The sequence below is a fragment of the Fulvimarina endophytica genome, assembly GCF_003403015.1.
Taxonomy (GTDB): domain Bacteria; phylum Pseudomonadota; class Alphaproteobacteria; order Rhizobiales; family Rhizobiaceae; genus Fulvimarina; species Fulvimarina endophytica.
The window spans coordinates 48,939-66,029 of record NZ_QURL01000005.1; the positions used below are offsets into that span (position 1 = coordinate 48,939).

Consider the following 17,091-nt stretch of genomic DNA (forward strand, 5'->3'; position numbering starts at 1 on the left):
CCGTCAGGAGAACCACCATGTCGTCCCAGACACCTGCCCGCCTCGCCGGCACACCCGTCGTCACCGGCTTCTTCGACAAGCGCACGTCCAGCGTCCAGTACGTCGTCGCCGACCCCGAGACGCGCGCCTGTGCCATCATCGACCCCGTCCTCGACTTCGACCCGAAGTCGGGAGCGACCGCCACGACCTCGGCCGACGAGATCCTCGCCTTCATTGAGCGGGAGGGCCTGCGCCTCGAATGGATCCTCGACACTCATCCGCATGCCGACCACTTCTCGGCGGCGGGCTACCTCAACGACCGCACCGGAGCCCCGACGGCGATCGGCGAGAAGGTGCGCGGGGTCCAGAAGCTCTGGCAGGGCATCTATCACATCGAGGGCTGCTGCCCCGCCGACGGTTCGCAGTGGAGCCGCCTTTTCGCGGACGGCGAGCGTTTCCGGATCGGCAATCTCGAGGTCGAGGTCCTGTTCACGCCGGGGCACACGCTGGCCTCGATCGCCTACCGCATCGGCGATGCCGTCTTCGTCCACGATACGCTGTTCATGCCTGACGGGGGCACGGCGCGAGCCGATTTTCCCGGCGGCAGCGCTGCGGCGCTCTGGGACAGCATCCAGCGCATCCTCGCCCTGCCGGGCGACACCCGCGTCTTCACCGGCCACGACTACCAGCCGGGTGGGCGCGAGCCGGCCTGGGAATCGACCGTCGACGAGCAACGCCGCACGAACATCCATCTCGTGAAGGCGCCAACCCTCGAAGACTTCGTCACGCTCCGCGAGGACCGCGACCAGGAACTCTCGATGCCGAACCTCATCCTCCATTCGCTCCAGGTGAACATCCGGGGCGGCCGCCTGCCGGAAGCCGAGGATGACGGCCGGCGCTATCTGAAGATCCCGCTCGACGCGCTCGAGGGTGCGGCCTGGTGAGGGCAACGGAGAGAACCATGACCATGCATAGCGCAAAGGACGTCGTCGCAGCCGCCCGCGCGGGCGAAACGAACGGAGCGAAAATCGCTTACTGACGGGGGTTCGGTGCCGGCTCGGCTCCCCTCAGGGCCTCGACGAAGAGATCCGGGCCGCCGAGTTGGCCACCCTTCAGAACCACCTGCAGTCCGTCGAAGGCAGGCTTGCTGCCGTGGCACCGGCAGATCGGGGCGCCCTTGCCGAGGGGGTGGGCGACCTCGAGGGCCGTGACCGGGACCGTTTCCAGAACCCGGCCCGCGGTATCCCCGCCGGCGACGACGATGCGGCGAAGGTCCAGCCGAGGAACGAGATCCGCCGCAAGACGCCCGAGGGCCAGTCCGATGTCGTCCTGCGCCTTCGTGAAGGTCTCCCGGTCGGAGCCGTATTCCTTCTGCAGATTTGCGAAGGCCGGATCGTCGACCGTACGGGCCGCGTAGACGAGAACCCCGTCATGGTCTTCGAACGCGGCGCGGACGTCCCTGCCGATCCGCTCGATCTCGCCCGCGACGCGGTCGGGATCCGCAGCCGCCAAGACATCGAGGCGGATCGAAGCGAACCCCGCCTTTTCCGCTCGTTCGATCTGCTGGGCGGTCACCACCGAGCAGCTGCCCGACAGGACGAGAAGCTTCTCCACCGGCGCGACGGGCGGAAATGCGGGCGCCCTGCTCGAAAGGATGCCGTCCGCGCGCCAGTGGGCGACGAGGGCGTATTGCAGGCCTGACGACGAGGCGCTGAAGACCTTGCCGTTCGCGCGCTGCCAAACGAGCCGCCCCGCCTCTTCCTGCGAAGCGTCGTGGACGACATCGATGAAGGCGACGGACCCCTCGGACAATGCCTTGTCGGCGGCCGCATCCGCGTGACCGGATGCCATCATCGCCACGTCGATCGAGACGATGGCTCGCTCGGTCTGCTTTGCGAGATGGCGCGTGAGGTCGCCCTCGGTCATCGGGGTGACCGGATGGCGCGACATCGACGGATGGCGATCGATGCGGAAATGCTCGCCGCCGGTCGCGGCGAACAGGTTGCCGAACACCTGCCAGCGACCAAGGTGAGGCGCACCCACGATCGAAGGCGCCCAGGTCGCCTCGCACACCCCGCATCCGATATCGATCGCCTTGCCGATCGAGCCCGTCTCGGGTGAGGAGTCGAAGGTCGAGCAGACCTTGTATTGGATGAGCCGGGGCTGGAGCGCCGCCAGACGCTCGAAGACGGCTGGCAGATGGGCCTCCATCCAGTCCGGGCCCTTGGAGCGGGCGGTCCCCGCGATGCCCACGACCGGATAGTCTTTGAATCGCTCCAGAGCCGCATCGTCCGGCGTCGCGGTGAAGAGCACGGTCTTCAGTCCGGCGAGCGCCGTCACTTCCATCGCGTCGGTCGAACCGGTGAAGTCGTCACCGTAGAAGGCGAGAAGAACGCCGTTCGGAAGAGATCGGGTCATGAGATTCGGGTCCGGTTGCCGTTGTGTCTTGGAAGGGTCAGGCGCCTTGGGACCGGCTGGCCTGGTGCCGGCGGCCGATCCACTCGGCATAGTCCTGCAAGCCCTCCTCGATCTGCGTGAAGCGCGGCGTGAAATTCAGGCGCGTCCTGGCTTTCGAGATATCGAGCGGAGCGCCGCGCGAAAAGTAGGAGCCGGGTCCGATCGACATGCCGTGGTCACCGCCGGCAATCCGGGCGGCGGCCCGCATGATGTCGCGATGGTTGATCGCGACGCCCGACGAGATGTTGAACGCCTCGCCCGAAACATCCCGGGCATCGAGCAGGGCCACGATCCCCCTTGCCGTATCGCGCACATGGGTCCAGTCGAGAGCCTGGTCGCCGCCGGAGGGCGAGGCGACGTCCCTCAGACCTTCCAGAGCGCCGAACATCGCCCTGTAGAGCGGATGCATCCGCGAGGGCATCCGGCCCGGACCATAGACGAAGTAGAGGCGCGCATTGCGCACGTCGATGCCGTATGTCTCGCCGTATTGCAGCGCGAGCGTCTCGTTGGCGACCTTCGTCGCGCCGTAGAGATCGGTCGCCTTGGCCGGCAGATCCTCGGTCTGTCCGCCCGGCAGATCGCCATAGACCGCGCCGGAACTGAGGTTCAGGAGCGTCCCGATCTCGAAGATGCGCGCGACTTCCAGCGCATTCAGCATGCCGACGGTGTTGATCTGGATGTTGCGGAACGGGCGCTGCGCGAAGGTCGGGCCGGCGATCACGGCGACGCCCCAGACGATCGCCTCGATACGGCCCTGATGCGCCCTCACCCGCTCGAACAGCGTGTGAACGTCGAGGACGTCGACCGGCTCGAAGGTGAGCCTGTCGGAGACCGCCACCAGATGATCGAGGCCGAGGGCGGCATAGTCACCGGAACCGGCATCGAAGATGACGACGTCCTGGCCCCGCGACGCGAGTTCGTGGGCGACCCACGATCCGACATGGCCGAGGCCGCCGAAGATTGCGATGGACATTGAGTTTCCTTTGGACTTGGCCCCGCAGAGCGCTCAGCGCAGCAGCACGCTCGGCACGAATGTCACCAGCCAGGGAATGAAGGTGATCAGGATCAGCGTGCCGAAGAGGGGAATGTAGAAGGGCAGGATTTCACGGATGAGGACCCCGAACCGTATGTCCGCCACCTTCTGGACGGTGAACAGCACGGTTCCGACCGGCGGGGTGATGAGGCCGATCATCAGATTGAGGATCATCACGACTCCGAAATGGATCGGGTCGATGCCGTAGGTCTGGATCAGCGGCACGACGATCGGCGTCAGCAGGAAGAGTGCCGGAACCGAGTCTATGAAACAGCCGATCAGGAGGATGAACAGGTTGAGGACGATGAGGATGACGACGACGCTCTCGATATTGGCCGAGAGGAAATCGACGATCTGCGACGTCACCTGATAGCGGGCGAGCACCCAGGCATAGAGGGCGGAACCGGCGATGATGACGAGGAGCGCCGCGGTGTCGACGGCCGTCTCCCGGCAGATGCGCCAGAAGCTCGCAAACGTGAGCGTGCGGTAGACCAGGGCCGCGATCAGCGCGCAGTAGACGACGGCCACCGCCGACGCCTCCGTCGGCGTGAAGATGCCGGAGAGGATGCCGCAGATGATGATCAGCGGCGTCAGGACGGGCAGGAAGCCCGCGACCAACGCGCGTCCGAAATCGGAGATCGAGGCGCGTGCGGCGACCGGATAGCCGCGACGATGGGAGATGAAGGCGACGAGCGCCATCATCATCACACCCATCAGGATGCCTGGAATGATCGATCCGAGAAAGACGGCCGCGATCGAGACATTGGCGAGTGCGCCATAGATGACGGCGGGGATCGAGGGCGGGATGATCGGACCGATCGTCGCCGAGCTCGCCGTGACCGCGGCACTGAAGCCCCGGTCGTAGCCGTCCCGCTCCATCGCCTTGATCTGCACCGGTCCAAGGCCGCCGGCATCGGCGACGGCCGAGCCCGACATGCCGGCAAAGATGAAGCTGGACAGGACGTTGACATGGCCGAGGCCGCCGCGAAGGTGGCCGACCGCGGTTCGCGCGATGTTGAAGACGCGCTCGGAAATGCCGGACTCGTTCATCAGCCGCCCGATCAGCAAGAAGGCCGGGATCGCGAGAAGAGTGAAGCTGTTGACGCCGTAGAGCGTGCGCTGTGCGACCATCTCATAGGGCACCATCTCGAAACCCCGGTTGAGGGCGAGGACGCAGATGGACGCGCCGATCATGGCGAAACCGACGGGGACGCCGATGAACAGGAGAATGAGGAGGACGCCGAAAAGCACCAGGAAGATCGTCATGACCGGGCCTCCGAGCCGCGAATGCCTGCGATGCGGACGCCGATGTCGCGCAGCACGAGGAGAACGAGCAGAACGAGGCCGGTCGCCTGCACGTAATAGAGATAGGAGAAGGAGATCGGCAGCGTGCTCGCCGTCACCGCGGTCGTACGCTGCGCCATGCCGACGGCGCCGTAGGCGACCAGAAGCGCGATGACCGCCATGAGGATATCGGCGAAGATTTCCATCGCGCGGCGCGCACCGTCCGGCAGAACGTCGAGGAGGACGGTGATCCGGATCTGCGCGCCATAGCGCTGGGCGATCGCGGCGCCGAAAAAGATCTCGCCGATGAAAAGGAAGCGGGACGTCTCGTCCGTCCATGGGACGCCGACCCCGAGCGCATAGCGCGATGCGACCTGGATGAACATGACGACGAGCATGCCGACGAACATCGCGATGACGAGAGCATCGAGCGCCCACCAGAACGCTCCGGCGGCGCGCAGAAATCCGGACGGACCGCTCTCGCGGCCCTCTCGCTCATTGACCACGACGCTTCCTCCCCCGCCGCGATGGATCGAAGGGCGGTCGCGACGTCGCAAGACGTCAGGCGCGACCGCCCGGCATGAATTGGACCCTTTCGCCGCGTCCTAGTCGAACTGCGACATCACGTAGTCGCGCACGCTCGGCGCGAAGCCCTCGGCGATCTGCTTCACCGCCGGCTCGGCCTTCGCACGGAAGGCGGCCACATCCGGCTCGACGATTTCCATGCCCTCGGCCTGAAGCTCTTCGTAGAGCTTGGCCTCGTTGCCGGTGACGAGTTCGTTGCCGTAAGCGACCGACTCGTCGATGGCCGTCTGGATCAGCTCGCGATCCTCGTCCGAAAGACCCTGGTAGAAGTCCTCGTTCATCAGCCAGTGGAAGAACGAGTGCACGTGCTCGGTCTTGTTGACGTAGTCCTGAACCTCGAAGAGCTTGCCGGCATAGATGTAGTCGACCGGGTTTTCCTGCATGTCGATGACGCCGGTCTGCAGCGAGGTATAGACCTCGGGCCAGGCGATCGGGGACGGCAGGGCACCGATCTCGGTCCAGATCTGCACCCATGGCGCGATTTCCGGAACGCGCATGCGCACGCCCTGGATATCCTCGGGCGTCTTGACCGGCCGCTTGGAGGTCAGGTTTCGCGGATTGCGGACGGACAGGCCGACGAGACGAAGATTGCCGGAAGCGATCAGAGCCTGCCGCAGTTCCTCGCCGGTCTCACCCTCGTAGACCTGACGGGCTTCCTCGCTCGAATCGAAGGTGAAGGGAAGGTCAGCGGCGGCATATTGCGGGGCATAGAGGCTCATCGGCATCGAGCCGCCGAGGGCGATCTGATACTCGCCGAAGCTCGCGCCCTCCAGATGGTCGCGTTCACCACCCACCTCGGTTCCGAGCAGCGTCACGGTGTGCTCGCCATTGGAGCGCTCCTCGATCAGCTGCTTCAGGCGCTCGCCGACCTGGAACATCTCGTGGGTCGGCTCGACGTGGAGCGCGATCGCGATGTCCTCGGCGGTGGCGGGAAAGGCGATGACCGACGCGGTCAGAGCGAGGGCGGCGATCCTGCTGCGATTCTTCATATTGGGTCCTCCCATGGACAGTCACGCCTCCTCCGGCGCGACGTTGAAGCCAACTTGTCAGATGTCTGATAAGCTGGCAAGTCTCTTCTTGCGGTGAAAGTCCGTCCCATGGCAAGACTGCGCTTCCCGGTTCGAAACAGCCACTGGAGTGTCGATGTCTGAGATAACCCGCCGTCCGCGACGCCCGATCAAACGGCGGCGAATGCACGAAGAGATGGTCGAGCTGATCTCCCACGACATCCGCGAAGGCGTCTATGTGATCGGAGACGAGCTTCCGTCCGAACGCGAGCTGATGGAAGAATTCGGAATTTCGCGGCTGACGGTGCGCGAGGGTGTCGCCGCGCTGGAAAGCCGGGGGCTGATCCTCACGCGCCAGGGCATGCGTGCGCGGGTCGCAGGCCCCAAGCCCGGCTTCGTTCTCGATCGCCTCTCCGATATGGCAAGGCTCTATCTCGTCGATCCGAAAGGCCTCGATGCCTTCATGGACGTGCGCGAGATCGTCGAGGTCGGCACGGCCCGCAAGGCCGCAAAGCTCGCCGACGAGACGGCGATCTTGAGGCTTCAGGACGTTCTCGAGCGCAACAGCGCGGCACGGGGCGATGTGGCCGAGTTCGGCAGGACCGATATCGAGTTCCATCGCGTGATCGCCGACATCACCGGAAATCCGATCCTCGTCAGCTTCTATCAGGCAGCGGCCGAATGGCTGGAAGAAGTCAGGTCGACCAGTCTCAAGGTTCCCGGGCAGACCCAGCGCGCCTTCGAGGCCCACGAAAAGATCTTCGCCGCGATCAAGGCGCGCGACACGGCGGCGGCCGGCCGTGAAATGTCCGAACACCTTCTGCAACTCGCCAGCATCTATCCGCCGCGCGAGCCGAACGACCCGTCCGAGCCGCTGCACTGAGGGGTGTCCGGCTCTTCGGCCAGATCATTGGCCGCGCAGAGCAGAGCATCGGGCAAAACGTGGACCGGGATTGCGGATCTCCGATGCGTCGGCACGAGACCCGGTCCGAGATTTTTCGAGACAAGGAGGACGAAACCAGACCATGAGCCCCGAAGCTTCGCTGCGCGAGTCGATCTGCACCTTCGCCCATTCCCTGCATGCGAGGGGACTGACGCACGGATCGACCGGCAACATCTCGGCGCGCACGGAAGACGGCGGGCTGATCGTCACCCCGACGGGCTCTTCGTTTCTCGATCTCGATCCCGCCAGACTCACGACATTCGACGCGAGCGGCAACCAGATTTGCGGCGACAAACCGACCAAGGAACTGCCGCTCCACCGCGCCTTCTACGAGACGCGGCACGGGTCCGGCGCCATCGTCCATCTCCATTCCTGCCATTCGGTCGCCCTCTCGATGATGCCGGATACGGACGAGGACGATTTTCTTCCGCCGCTGACACCCTATCCGATCATGCTTCTCGGCAGGGTGAAGCTCCTCCCGTTCTTCGTGCCGGGGGATCCCGCGATCGGCGATGCGATCCGTGGCCTGGCCGGCAAGCGCTCGGCGGTCATGCTCGCCAATCACGGCCCCGTGGTTTCGGGCAAGGACCTGCGCGCCGCCGTCAACGCCATCGAGGAACTGGAAGCCGGCGCGAAACTCGCAATGCTGACGCGGGGGCTGCAGCCACGACAGCTCACCGACAGTGACGTGCAGAAGATCGTGACGACCTTCGACGTGGAGTGGCCGGACTGACGATCGGGATAGGCGGACGCGCCGGTCAGCCGTAGGTTTCGATGGCTTTGGCGAGCGCCGCGCTGTTGCGTGCGGCCTCGCCGAGGGGAATTCCGGCGACCGCGGCGTCCCACGCATCGCGCAGGGACCGAACCCCGGCAGCCACGCCCTGCGGATGGGCGACGATGCCCCCGCCTGCGGTAAAGATGAGGTCGTCCGCACCCAGACGCTCGAAGGTCGGATGAGCGGTCATGACGGTCTGCCCCGAGGAAAACACCGGCATGACGCGGTCCGGCCGGTCGGCAAACAGCGGCTCGAGGCAGGCTTTCGCCGATACGACGACGCTTTCGTCGGGCTCCCAGAACTTGTTGGCGATCCCGTTCACATGCATGTGGTCGGCCCCGGCCAGCCGCCAGATCTTGTGCCATGCCCTGTAGGACCAGCCATTGTCGGGTGAACGGCCGAGATAGCCCCAGCCGTTGCGATGGGCGTGGATCGGCAAGGACGAATGACGCCGCAGCGCGGTCAAGCCGGTCGGCCCCACGGAATTGAGGCTGACCATGACGCAGGTTCCGCCGGCCTCGACGACGAGGTCGTGCCGGTGGAGCATCTCGTCGATCTCCCCGGTCAGGTTGACGGCATACATCACCTTGCGGCCGAGCCTGTCGGAATGCCTGTCGATGACGGCCATCACGGCACGCAATCGATCCTCGAACGGGCAGTGCGGGCCGTCCGCCTGCAGTTCGTCATCCTTGACGAAATCGATCCCGCCTTCGCAGAGCGCATCGACGAGGCTCGCGGTGCCCTCCGGATCGAGGCCGACCGACGGCTTGACGATGGTCCCGACGATGGGACCGGAGGCGACACCCGCCAGGCGCCGCGTTCCCTCGATGCCGAAGCCGGGGCCCGGATAGGCCGCCTTGAAGCTCCCGGGCAGATGGATGTCCTCGATCTTGAGACCCGCCACTCCCTTGAGTTCGAACAGATTGCCGGCGACCGTGGCAAGAAGATTGGGGATCGAGGGTCCGAGATTGGACATCGGCCAGGAGAGCCGCAGGCGGAACGAGCGCGCTCTATCAGCGCCGGACGAACCGGGAAGCACCGGGGTCGCGTCGTCCTCGACTTCCTCCAGTCTCTCGACGGTCGCCGAGGCGCGCTCCTTCAGCGCCAGATCCTCACCGGGGGTCGCGATGAAGGTTCCGGAAGACTGTTCTCCGGCGACCGTCTCGGCCACCTTGCGCGGGTCGTCCTGCGTGCGAAGACGATAGTCGACGATCAGTCGCTCAACCAAATGGATGTTCCTTCGTGAGGTGACGGAACTGCATGGGAGTCCCTCGAAGCGAACCCGGTTCATATTTCGCGATGGCGCCGAGTTCAACGCGTTGGCGTTGGGCGATCCACTCGCCCATCAGCGAAGTCATCGAAGAAGGAACGCCGGTTCGGTCCTCGACCATCGGCAATCAGGCTGAAGTTCCACTCATCCAGCCAAGCCCTTCGGATGTCGTGTGCTCGGGCACGTATTCGCAACCGATGAAACTGCGATAGCCGTTCTTCCGAAGCGCTGCCTTAACGGACGCAAAATCGATGGACCCGCTCCCCGGTTCATGACGACCCGGCACATCGGCAATATGGACATGCGCGATTCGCCCGTGTTCGGCGTTGATCAGGGCGACAGGATCGTCACCGACCGAGACCGTATGGAAGACGTCGAGGAGAAGGCCGAGATTTCGGTGACCGGCCTCGTCGATCGCTTCGCGCGCAGCGGCGAGCGTCGGGAGATAATAATCGGGAACGGCTGCGGGGCTCATTGCTTCGACGATGATGCGGATCCCCCGCTTTTCCGCTTCTTCGGCCGCCAGCGCGAGGTTTTCGATGTAACAGGCACGATGTTCGGGACGGCGCCGACCCTCGGGCAGGACGCCAGCCATTGCGTGCAGCATTTTTACGCCGATCGTCTCGGCATAATCGAGAGCTTCGGCGAGATTGGCGCGGAATTCCGCCCGCCTGTCGGGGAATAGACCGATCCCCTTTTCGCCCTTCGACGCATCACCCGAGCGCAGGCCGAACTGCACGTAGGGGAGTTCGGCATCGGCGAGAAGCCTCGCCATGTCCGGGGCCGGTGTTCCGTAAGGTGCCGGAAATTCGACGGCGGAAAAGCCGGCATCGCGCGCGGCTCGGATCCGCTTCTCGAACGGCAGTTCCGTGAAGAGATAGCCGATATGGGCGCTGTAGGCGAAAGATTCGGTCATCGGCGCCTCCCAGCGCTCGTCTCGTGTCATCGGTTAGAGGCAGAGCGCCGTCTCAGGCGAACATGTCCGGTCCGAACATTCCTTCACGCCTTGCGGGCCGCGCAGGTCGCCCTCCCCCGGCAAGCCTGTGATCGACGGCCCATTTGACGACAGGTTCCGACGGAGCCTTCCGCGACGACGCCGATCGACATCCCGTCTCAGTTCGCTTCGACAAGTTGCTTCATCCGCGAGACGGCGGCTTCCGGCGCGGTAAAGACCGGCACGTCGACCACGGCGCGAACGGCCTCAGCGGCGCGCGAGGTCGAGAAATGCGCGAGCATGATCGCATCGCGACCCGCAAATTCCGGCGCGCGTTCGGCGACCAGTCGGTTGTGGCTCTCGACGTCCCCCTTGCGCAGGAGATCGATCGCATCGGCAACGACGATGGTTTCGAGTTCGGCGGAAGACCCGGTTTCGGCTCTGAAATTCAGAAATTCGTCGGTCATCGTGGAGACCGACGGGCCGAAGGTCGCGATCATGCCGATGCGCTCGCCCGCCTCGATCGCTTCCCGAAACATCGCCTCGTTCGGACGAACCACCGGGATCGGCAGGACCTCGCTCATCCGGTCGATCGCGGGCCCGAAGGCGGAACAGGTGACGAGAACCCCGTCGGCTCCGATCCGGCGGGCATAGCGACCGAAATCGACGAAGCGATCCGTCAGTTCCTGCGAGATCGTCGGGCCCTCTTTGGCCCGATCGAGCGTCAGGCCGTCGTCGAGCAGGTTCACGGCCTCGGCCTGCGGCCAGAATTCGGCCATCGCGATGCCGACCGGCTCCATGGCGACCGGCGTTGCATGAAGGAGGACGATACGAGGACGGGCGGACATGGAGATATCCTCAGTTTGCTGGTGCATTGGAAAGACGGGAGGTCAGGCCGCTGGCCTCGTAGGCTCGAGCCGCCTCGGGCGAGGTCAGGTGCTGAACGAGGCGTGCCGCCTCCCTCGCATGTTCGGCATCGGCGAAGATCGCCACGGAGAAGTCGGTGCCGGACTGGACATCGGCCGGCAGCGGGCCGAGGATATCGACATCCTCGACCGACATCAGTTCGCTGATCTGCTGGATCGCGAGGTCAGCCTTTCCCTCGACGATCTGCCGGGCGGTGAAACCCTCCGGGATGACGGTCGCCTTCTCGTTGACCGCATCGGCGATCCCGAGCCGTTCGATCAGATCGGCGAAATAGATGCCGCTGGCACCCGCACGCGAATAGGCGACGGATCGAGCCTTCAGGAGCGCGCCCTTGAACTCGTCGACGCTTTCGATCGCAGGACGGTCCGCACCTCTCGCCATGGCGATACCGATCTTCGCGGTCGCGATGGGACGAACGCTGTCCGCGACGACGATGCCCTTCTCAACGAGTTCGGCCATGGATTTGTCGATCAGCACGAGCGCATCGGCTCGCCGGCCGTCCGCGATGCGCTGCATGATCACCTTGGTCGGGTTCCAGCTGACGTCTAGGGCGATGCCCGTCGTCTCGATGAAGGACGGAAGAAGATTCCGTTTCAGCGCGACCTCCACGGCGAGCGTGCTCATCAGGTTCAGGGTCATGGTCGATCCTCGTTGTTTCAGGTGCCACCCGTCAGCGCTTCACGGGCCGCGAGTTGGGGGATCAGAGCGGGCGACCGTCGGTTCGCACGACGAAACCCTGATCGAGATCGCCGGGCCGTCTGACGCCGAGGAGCGCGAGATCGCGATCGATCTCGGTGCGCAGGATGCCGATCGCATGACCGACGCCGTCCGCGCCCCCGACCGTCGCCGCATAGAGGAAGGGCCGGCCGAGAAAGACGAAATCGGCACCGAGCGCCACGGCTTTGAGAACATCGGTTCCACGCCTCAGACCACTGTCGATCATCACTTTCATGGCGCCCTTTTCGGACGCGGCTTCCGCGAGGCTGTCGAGCGGTGCGATCGTGTGGTCGAGCTGGCGCCCGCCATGGTTCGACAGGATAACGCCATCGGCCCCGCTCTCGCGGGCGATCCGTGCATCGGATGCCGTCACGATGCCCTTGATGACGAGGTTTCCCGTCCAGCGGCGCCGGATCGCCTCCACATGCTTCCACTGAAGTTCGTCGCGCTTGGCCGTGTTGCGCACCAGCTTCGACATCATCGGCGGCCCGCGCTCGGCATCCGTGTTCTCGAAATGTGGGCTGCCATGGCGCCAATAGGTCCGCCCGACCGTGCCGAGCAACCAGCCGGGCGCCATGGCGCTCTGCCAGACGACCTTCGGGGTCAGCTTCATCGGCATCGAAAAGCCGCTGCGAATATTGTGTTCGCGATTGCCGAGGATCGGCGTGTCACCGGTGACGACGAGCGTCTTGAATCCTGCTGCCGCAACGCGGTCGATCAGCCGGTCGATACGCGGCTGATCGCCGGCGAGATAGGCCTGGAACCATGCATCCGGATTGGCGGCATGCACGTCCTCGAGGCGGATGAGGGAGGACGCGCTGAGGATCATCGGAACGTTCTCGGTCCGGGCGGCTTCGGCAAGGCGGATATCCGCCCGGTAGGCCACGAAAGCCGCGCCACCCAAGGGAGCGATGCCGAAGGGCGAGGACCATCTGCGCCCGAAAAGCTCCACCGACTGGTCGCGCCCGGACACGTCGACGAAGGTTCTCGGCTTGAAGCGGTAGTTCTGGAAGGCAAGCCGCGCGGTATCGAAGGACGCGCCCGTCTCCACCGCACCCGCCACATAGCCGTAGACCATGCGCGGCAGCCGGCGCCTCGCGTGACGGTCGAAGTCCTCGATCGCGAGAAGGTCCCGGAACTTGCGCGGCGTCGGCCTCGGGCGCTGACCGATCGCGGCGCCGGGATCGATGCGGGATGTCGTCCGGGCCTGATCGGTCGCCGGCTCGGACACGCCGAACAACGCGTGATCGCCGGGACGCCCGCCGACGCTGCCGCTGCGCTCGTGACCCGTGACGGTCGCCGACCGAGCCCCGACGTCGCCGGCTGTCCGTTCGATCGCATTCGCCACAGTTCAACCTCCGTTGTTTCCGCTCCCTCTTGCTTACATTATTGTCAACAATTTCGTCAACATCACGGGACTCGACGATCTGAAGCCCTCGACGCCGTCCGGCATGTCGGACGATCGAAGGGTCGGGAAATGAATGATGAGAGAGCGGAGAAGACGTCGCCTCGCCGCTCGCTTCTCGATGCGACGAGGCCTCGGATCGCGAGCGGGTCGCTCGGGCAGCCGAGCGTTCGTCCAAGCGTCGGCCGCCGCCTTGGGGCTGCGATGCCCCAGGCTTCGCGAATTCGATCAGATCGCAGCACGCGGATCGAATTTCGCAAGGCGCATCAAAAGACGGTCCACATCCGCCCTGGTGCGATCGGTCAGCTTCGGTCCGGGCGTGCGCAGCGTGTCGTGCGCGATGGCGCCACGCTTCTTCAGAATGTATTTGCGGACCGAGAGACCGATGACCGGCTGCTGCTCGTAACGCAGCAGCGGCAGATGCGTGTCGAAAATGTCCTGGGCACCGTCGAGATCACCGGCAAGGCTCCGATCGACCACGTCGCGCAGCATCTCGGGAAAAGCGTATCCGGTCATGGCGCCGTCCGCTCCGCGCTGCATCTCGAGTTCGAGAAACAGCGCACCGTTTCCGCACAGGATCGAGATGTGTCGCAGATCGCCGCTGTCTTCCCAGTCTCGCAACTGGGAGACCTTATCGAGCCCGGGCCAGTCCTCGTGCTTGAGCATGACGCAGGACGGGTTGTCGTCGACGATGCGCCGGATCACCATCGGCGTTATCTGAACGCCTGTCGCCTGCGGGTGGTCCTGAAGCACGAACGGGATGTCGCGACCGATCTGCGCGATCGCCTGCGCATAATAGCCGACGATCTGATCGTCGGTCCGCAGGGCGGAGGGCGGAGCGATCATGACGGCGGCAGCACCGGCTTCCATCGCCTCGTTCGCGAGCCGCTTCATCGCGGCAAAGCCGGGGGCCGAGACACCGACGACGATCGGCCGCCCGTCCGCCTTCGCGATCACCTGCCGGACGATCTGCATCGACTCTTCGGGTTCCAGCTTCTGGGCTTCGCCCATGATGCCGAGAATGGTCAGGCCGTCGGCGCCGGCCTTCCAGTAGAACTCCGTCATCTGGTCGACGGAGGCCTCGTCGAGGCTGCCATCGGGCAGAAACGGTGTCGGAGCGATCGCGAAAACGCCCTTCGTGTCGGTCGAAAGCATCGTCCTGTCCTTATTTCTGTTCGTCGTAGCGGGCGCGGGTCTCGGCGTTCATCGGATAGAGACCGGGGAGCGACCGGCCCGCCTCCACCTCACCGACGATCCAGGCCTCCATGCGCTCCTGCTCGGGACCTTCCTTCAGCACGTCGTCGACCAATGCCTGCGGGATGACGACCGCGCCGTCGTCGTCGACGACCATCACATCGTCCGGAACGATCGCGACATGGCCGCAGCCGATCGTCTCCTGCCAGCCGACGAATGTCAGCGCCGCGACCGAGGGCGGAGCGGCAAAGCCCCGGCTCCAGACCGGCAGGCCGGAGTTCTTGACGCCGACGACGTCGCGCAGGACGCCATCCGTCACCAGTCCCGCGACGTTCCGCTTCGCCATGCGCGCGCAGAGAATGTCGCCGAAGATGCCGGCATCCGTCACGCCCATGGCATCGGCGACGACGACACATCCCTCGGGCATTGCCTCGATGGCCGCGCGCGTCGAGATCGGCGACCCCCATGAGGCCGGCGTCGCGAGATCTTCACGCGATGGCACGAATCTCAACGTAAAGGCCGGCCCGACGATGCGCGCCTGCCCCGGCGACAGGGGCATGGCCCCACGGACCCACACATTGCGCAGACCCTTCTTGAGAAGGATCGTCGTGACCGTCGCGGTCGAGACGCTTTGAAGGATTTCGATGGCTTCCTTGGACAAGGACATTCGGTAAACCTTTCTAGATGCTGGGGATGTAGCCGCCGTCGATCCGCACGACGCTGCCGGTGACGTAGGCGGCGCGTTCGGAGGCGAGGAATGCGACGACGTCGGCATATTCCTGCGGGTCGCCATAGCGCCCGAGCGCGATCGATCCGGTGCTCTGCGCCACCACATCCTCGATCGCCCGGCCCTCGCGCTCGGCCTTGTTCCGGTCGAGATAGGTGATGCGCTCCGTGGCGATGCGGCCGGGCAGCACGATGTTGGCGGTCACGCCGTCCCTGCCGACCTCGCCGGCGAGCGTCTTCGACCAGCCCAGAAGGGTGGATCGCAACGCATTGGACAGGCCGAGATTGGGGATCGGCGCGACGACACCCGACGATGTCGAGGTGATGATACGGCCCCAGCCGCGTTCCCGCATGCCCGGCACGACGCGATCGGTGATGGCGAAGACGGAGAGGACCATCGCCTCGAAATGCTTGCGCCAGAGATCGGGCGACTGGCCAAGGACGCCGCCGGGGGGCGGACCGCCGGTGATCGAAACGAGGATATCGACGCCGCCGAGTTCGGTCTCGATCGTCGAGACGTTCCGGTCGATCAGATCGAGGTTGGCAAGGTCCCATTCCAGCGCGATCGCGCGGCCACCGCCTTGCGAGATCGTGTCGACGGTTCGGCCCGCAGCGCCACGGTCGAGATCCGCGACGGCGACCTTCGCCCCCTCGCCGGCCAGCGTTGCCGCGATGGCGCTTCCGAGGCCCCCGCCGGCTCCGAGAACCAGCGCGGTTCTGTTTCCAAGTCCAAGATCCAAGACGATCTCCTTCGCTGCGATCACGTGGCACCTGCCGGAACCTTTGCATGTTGAAACGCGAAAGGAAGTCTGCTGTTCTCCGTTGAGAACGAAGAGAGGTTTCGCTTTCATGGACAGCCGCCTGCTCGAGACCCTGATTGCCGTCGCCGCGAAGGGATCGTTCGTCGGTGCTGCGGATGCGTTGGAGATCACGCCGAACGCCGTCTCCCAACGGCTTCGCGTCCTGGAAAAGGACATCGGAGTTCAGCTTGTCGCGCGATCCGGTCGCACCGTGCGCCCGACAGAAGCCGGCCATGCCGTGCTTGCGCACTCGGAGGCTGTTCTGCGGCAGGTTCGGGATCTGCGCACTGCGGCCCGCGGCGGCGACATCGCAGGCGAACTGCGGATCGGGGCCATCTCGACGACCCTCACGGGCCTCTTCCCGCAGGTGCTCGAACGTCTTTCGGAGCGTCACGCCAAGCTCGACATCTACCTCGAGCCGGGAACCTCCGCCGGGCTCTACGATCGTGTCGTGTCCGGTGCGCTCGATGTCGCCGCCATCGTGCAGCCGACCTTCGAGATGCCGAAATCCGTGGACTTCGTGTCATGGCGACAGGAACCGCTGGTCCTCGTCGCCCCGATCGGAGAACGGCGAACGGACGTCGTCGCGATACTCGAGACGACGCCGTTCATTCGCTACGATCGCCGCCAATGGGGCGGGCGTCTCGCAACATCCTTCCTCGAAGCCTTCGATATCGCGCCGAAGGAGCGTTTCGAGCTGGACGCTCTCGACGCAATCGTCATGATGGTCTCGCGCGGTCTCGGTGTTTCCCTGGTCCCGGATTTCGCGGGGCCCTGGGCTGAGGGCGTGCAGCGCCTGCCCCTTCCCCATCCGGCTCCCGTTCGCAGGATCGGGTTTCTCCATCTTCGCAATTCGCCGCGCAACCACCTCGTCAGCGTCCTCACGAGCGTCGCGGCCGAACAGAGCACCTGATGCACCGTTCCGGCCGACCCGACGGCGCGTTTCGACCGTGCTTCGCGCATTCGGTCTTCTTCTCGATTTTCGTTGCCAACTTTCGACGAGGACGCCGTCCGGCACCATGCGCTGGACGGCAGGGCTTAGTCTCAGCCCACGA

At 65.1% G+C, this 17,091-nt stretch carries 17 protein-coding genes; 4 read left to right on the forward strand and 13 right to left on the reverse strand.

Translation table 11 applies throughout. The annotated features are described in order from the left end of the window. Window positions 1-17: 17 nt before the first annotated feature. Window positions 18-923, forward strand: coding sequence for an MBL fold metallo-hydrolase (locus DYI37_RS12310; RefSeq protein WP_116683567.1), 906 nt, complete (start codon window positions 18-20; stop codon window positions 921-923). Between the two features lie 88 nt (window positions 924-1,011). On the opposite strand, the gene DYI37_RS12315 is transcribed toward DYI37_RS12310, so the two are convergent. The 5 genes from DYI37_RS12315 to DYI37_RS12335 all read right to left on the reverse strand — a co-directional run bounded on the left by DYI37_RS12315 (window position 1,012) and on the right by DYI37_RS12335 (window position 6,327). After that, window positions 1,012-2,397, reverse strand: coding sequence for a four-carbon acid sugar kinase family protein (locus DYI37_RS12315; protein WP_116683568.1), 1,386 nt, complete (start codon window positions 2,395-2,397; stop codon window positions 1,012-1,014). Window positions 2,398-2,434: 37 nt separating this feature from the next. Continuing rightward, window positions 2,435-3,409, reverse strand: coding sequence for an NAD-dependent epimerase/dehydratase family protein (locus DYI37_RS12320; protein WP_116683569.1), 975 nt, complete (start codon window positions 3,407-3,409; stop codon window positions 2,435-2,437). A 33-nt stretch (window positions 3,410-3,442) separates the two neighbouring features. Further along, complete coding sequence (locus DYI37_RS12325; protein ID WP_116683570.1) at window positions 3,443-4,735, reverse strand: TRAP transporter large permease; 1,293 nt, start codon at window positions 4,733-4,735, stop codon at window positions 3,443-3,445. Then, window positions 4,732-5,259, reverse strand: coding sequence for a TRAP transporter small permease (locus DYI37_RS12330; RefSeq protein WP_245413896.1), 528 nt, complete (start codon window positions 5,257-5,259; stop codon window positions 4,732-4,734). Before DYI37_RS12330 ends, DYI37_RS12325 begins: the two co-directional genes overlap by 4 nt. A gap of 99 nt (window positions 5,260-5,358) precedes the next feature. Beyond that, window positions 5,359-6,327, reverse strand: a complete 969-nt coding sequence (locus tag DYI37_RS12335) for a TRAP transporter substrate-binding protein (RefSeq protein ID WP_245413897.1) — start codon at window positions 6,325-6,327, stop codon at window positions 5,359-5,361. Window positions 6,328-6,529: 202 nt separating this feature from the next. On the opposite strand from DYI37_RS12335, the gene DYI37_RS12340 reads away from it, so the two are divergent. Continuing rightward, entirely contained in the window at window positions 6,530-7,228 is a 699-nt protein-coding gene (locus tag DYI37_RS12340; protein WP_245413898.1) for an FCD domain-containing protein, read from the forward strand. 142 nt (window positions 7,229-7,370) lie between these two features. Beyond that, entirely contained in the window at window positions 7,371-8,021 is a 651-nt protein-coding gene (gene otnC, locus DYI37_RS12345) for a 3-oxo-tetronate 4-phosphate decarboxylase (RefSeq protein WP_116683574.1), read from the forward strand. Between the two features lie 25 nt (window positions 8,022-8,046). Here the strand turns inward: otnC and DYI37_RS12350 are convergent, their stop codons facing one another. From DYI37_RS12350 to DYI37_RS12385, 8 genes are all read right to left on the reverse strand, one after another. Next, on the reverse strand, window positions 8,047-9,291 hold the full coding sequence (locus tag DYI37_RS12350; protein ID WP_245413899.1) for a ribulose-bisphosphate carboxylase large subunit family protein: 1,245 nt from the start codon (window positions 9,289-9,291) through the stop codon (window positions 8,047-8,049). A gap of 169 nt (window positions 9,292-9,460) precedes the next feature. Further along, complete coding sequence (locus DYI37_RS12355; RefSeq protein WP_158555168.1) at window positions 9,461-10,249, reverse strand: hydroxypyruvate isomerase family protein; 789 nt, start codon at window positions 10,247-10,249, stop codon at window positions 9,461-9,463. Window positions 10,250-10,446: 197 nt separating this feature from the next. Beyond that, entirely contained in the window at window positions 10,447-11,115 is a 669-nt protein-coding gene (locus DYI37_RS12360) for an aspartate/glutamate racemase family protein (RefSeq protein WP_116683577.1), read from the reverse strand. A 10-nt stretch (window positions 11,116-11,125) separates the two neighbouring features. Next, entirely contained in the window at window positions 11,126-11,833 is a 708-nt protein-coding gene (locus tag DYI37_RS12365; protein WP_116683578.1) for a substrate-binding domain-containing protein, read from the reverse strand. Between the two features lie 61 nt (window positions 11,834-11,894). Beyond that, window positions 11,895-13,100, reverse strand: coding sequence for an alpha-hydroxy acid oxidase (locus DYI37_RS12370; RefSeq protein WP_425365048.1), 1,206 nt, complete (start codon window positions 13,098-13,100; stop codon window positions 11,895-11,897). A 444-nt stretch (window positions 13,101-13,544) separates the two neighbouring features. Then, entirely contained in the window at window positions 13,545-14,471 is a 927-nt protein-coding gene (locus tag DYI37_RS12375; RefSeq protein ID WP_116683579.1) for a dihydrodipicolinate synthase family protein, read from the reverse strand. Between the two features lie 10 nt (window positions 14,472-14,481). Further along, the gene (locus DYI37_RS12380; protein WP_116683580.1) at window positions 14,482-15,177 is read right to left on the reverse strand and encodes a ribonuclease activity regulator RraA; all 696 of its coding nucleotides are present in this window, start codon (window positions 15,175-15,177) and stop codon (window positions 14,482-14,484) included. A 13-nt stretch (window positions 15,178-15,190) separates the two neighbouring features. Further along, window positions 15,191-15,976, reverse strand: coding sequence for an SDR family oxidoreductase (locus DYI37_RS12385; protein ID WP_116683965.1), 786 nt, complete (start codon window positions 15,974-15,976; stop codon window positions 15,191-15,193). A 109-nt stretch (window positions 15,977-16,085) separates the two neighbouring features. Between DYI37_RS12385 and DYI37_RS12390 the strand changes: the two genes are divergently transcribed. Next, window positions 16,086-16,949, forward strand: a complete 864-nt coding sequence (locus DYI37_RS12390; RefSeq protein WP_116683581.1) for a LysR substrate-binding domain-containing protein — start codon at window positions 16,086-16,088, stop codon at window positions 16,947-16,949. Window positions 16,950-17,091: the final 142 nt, after the last annotated feature.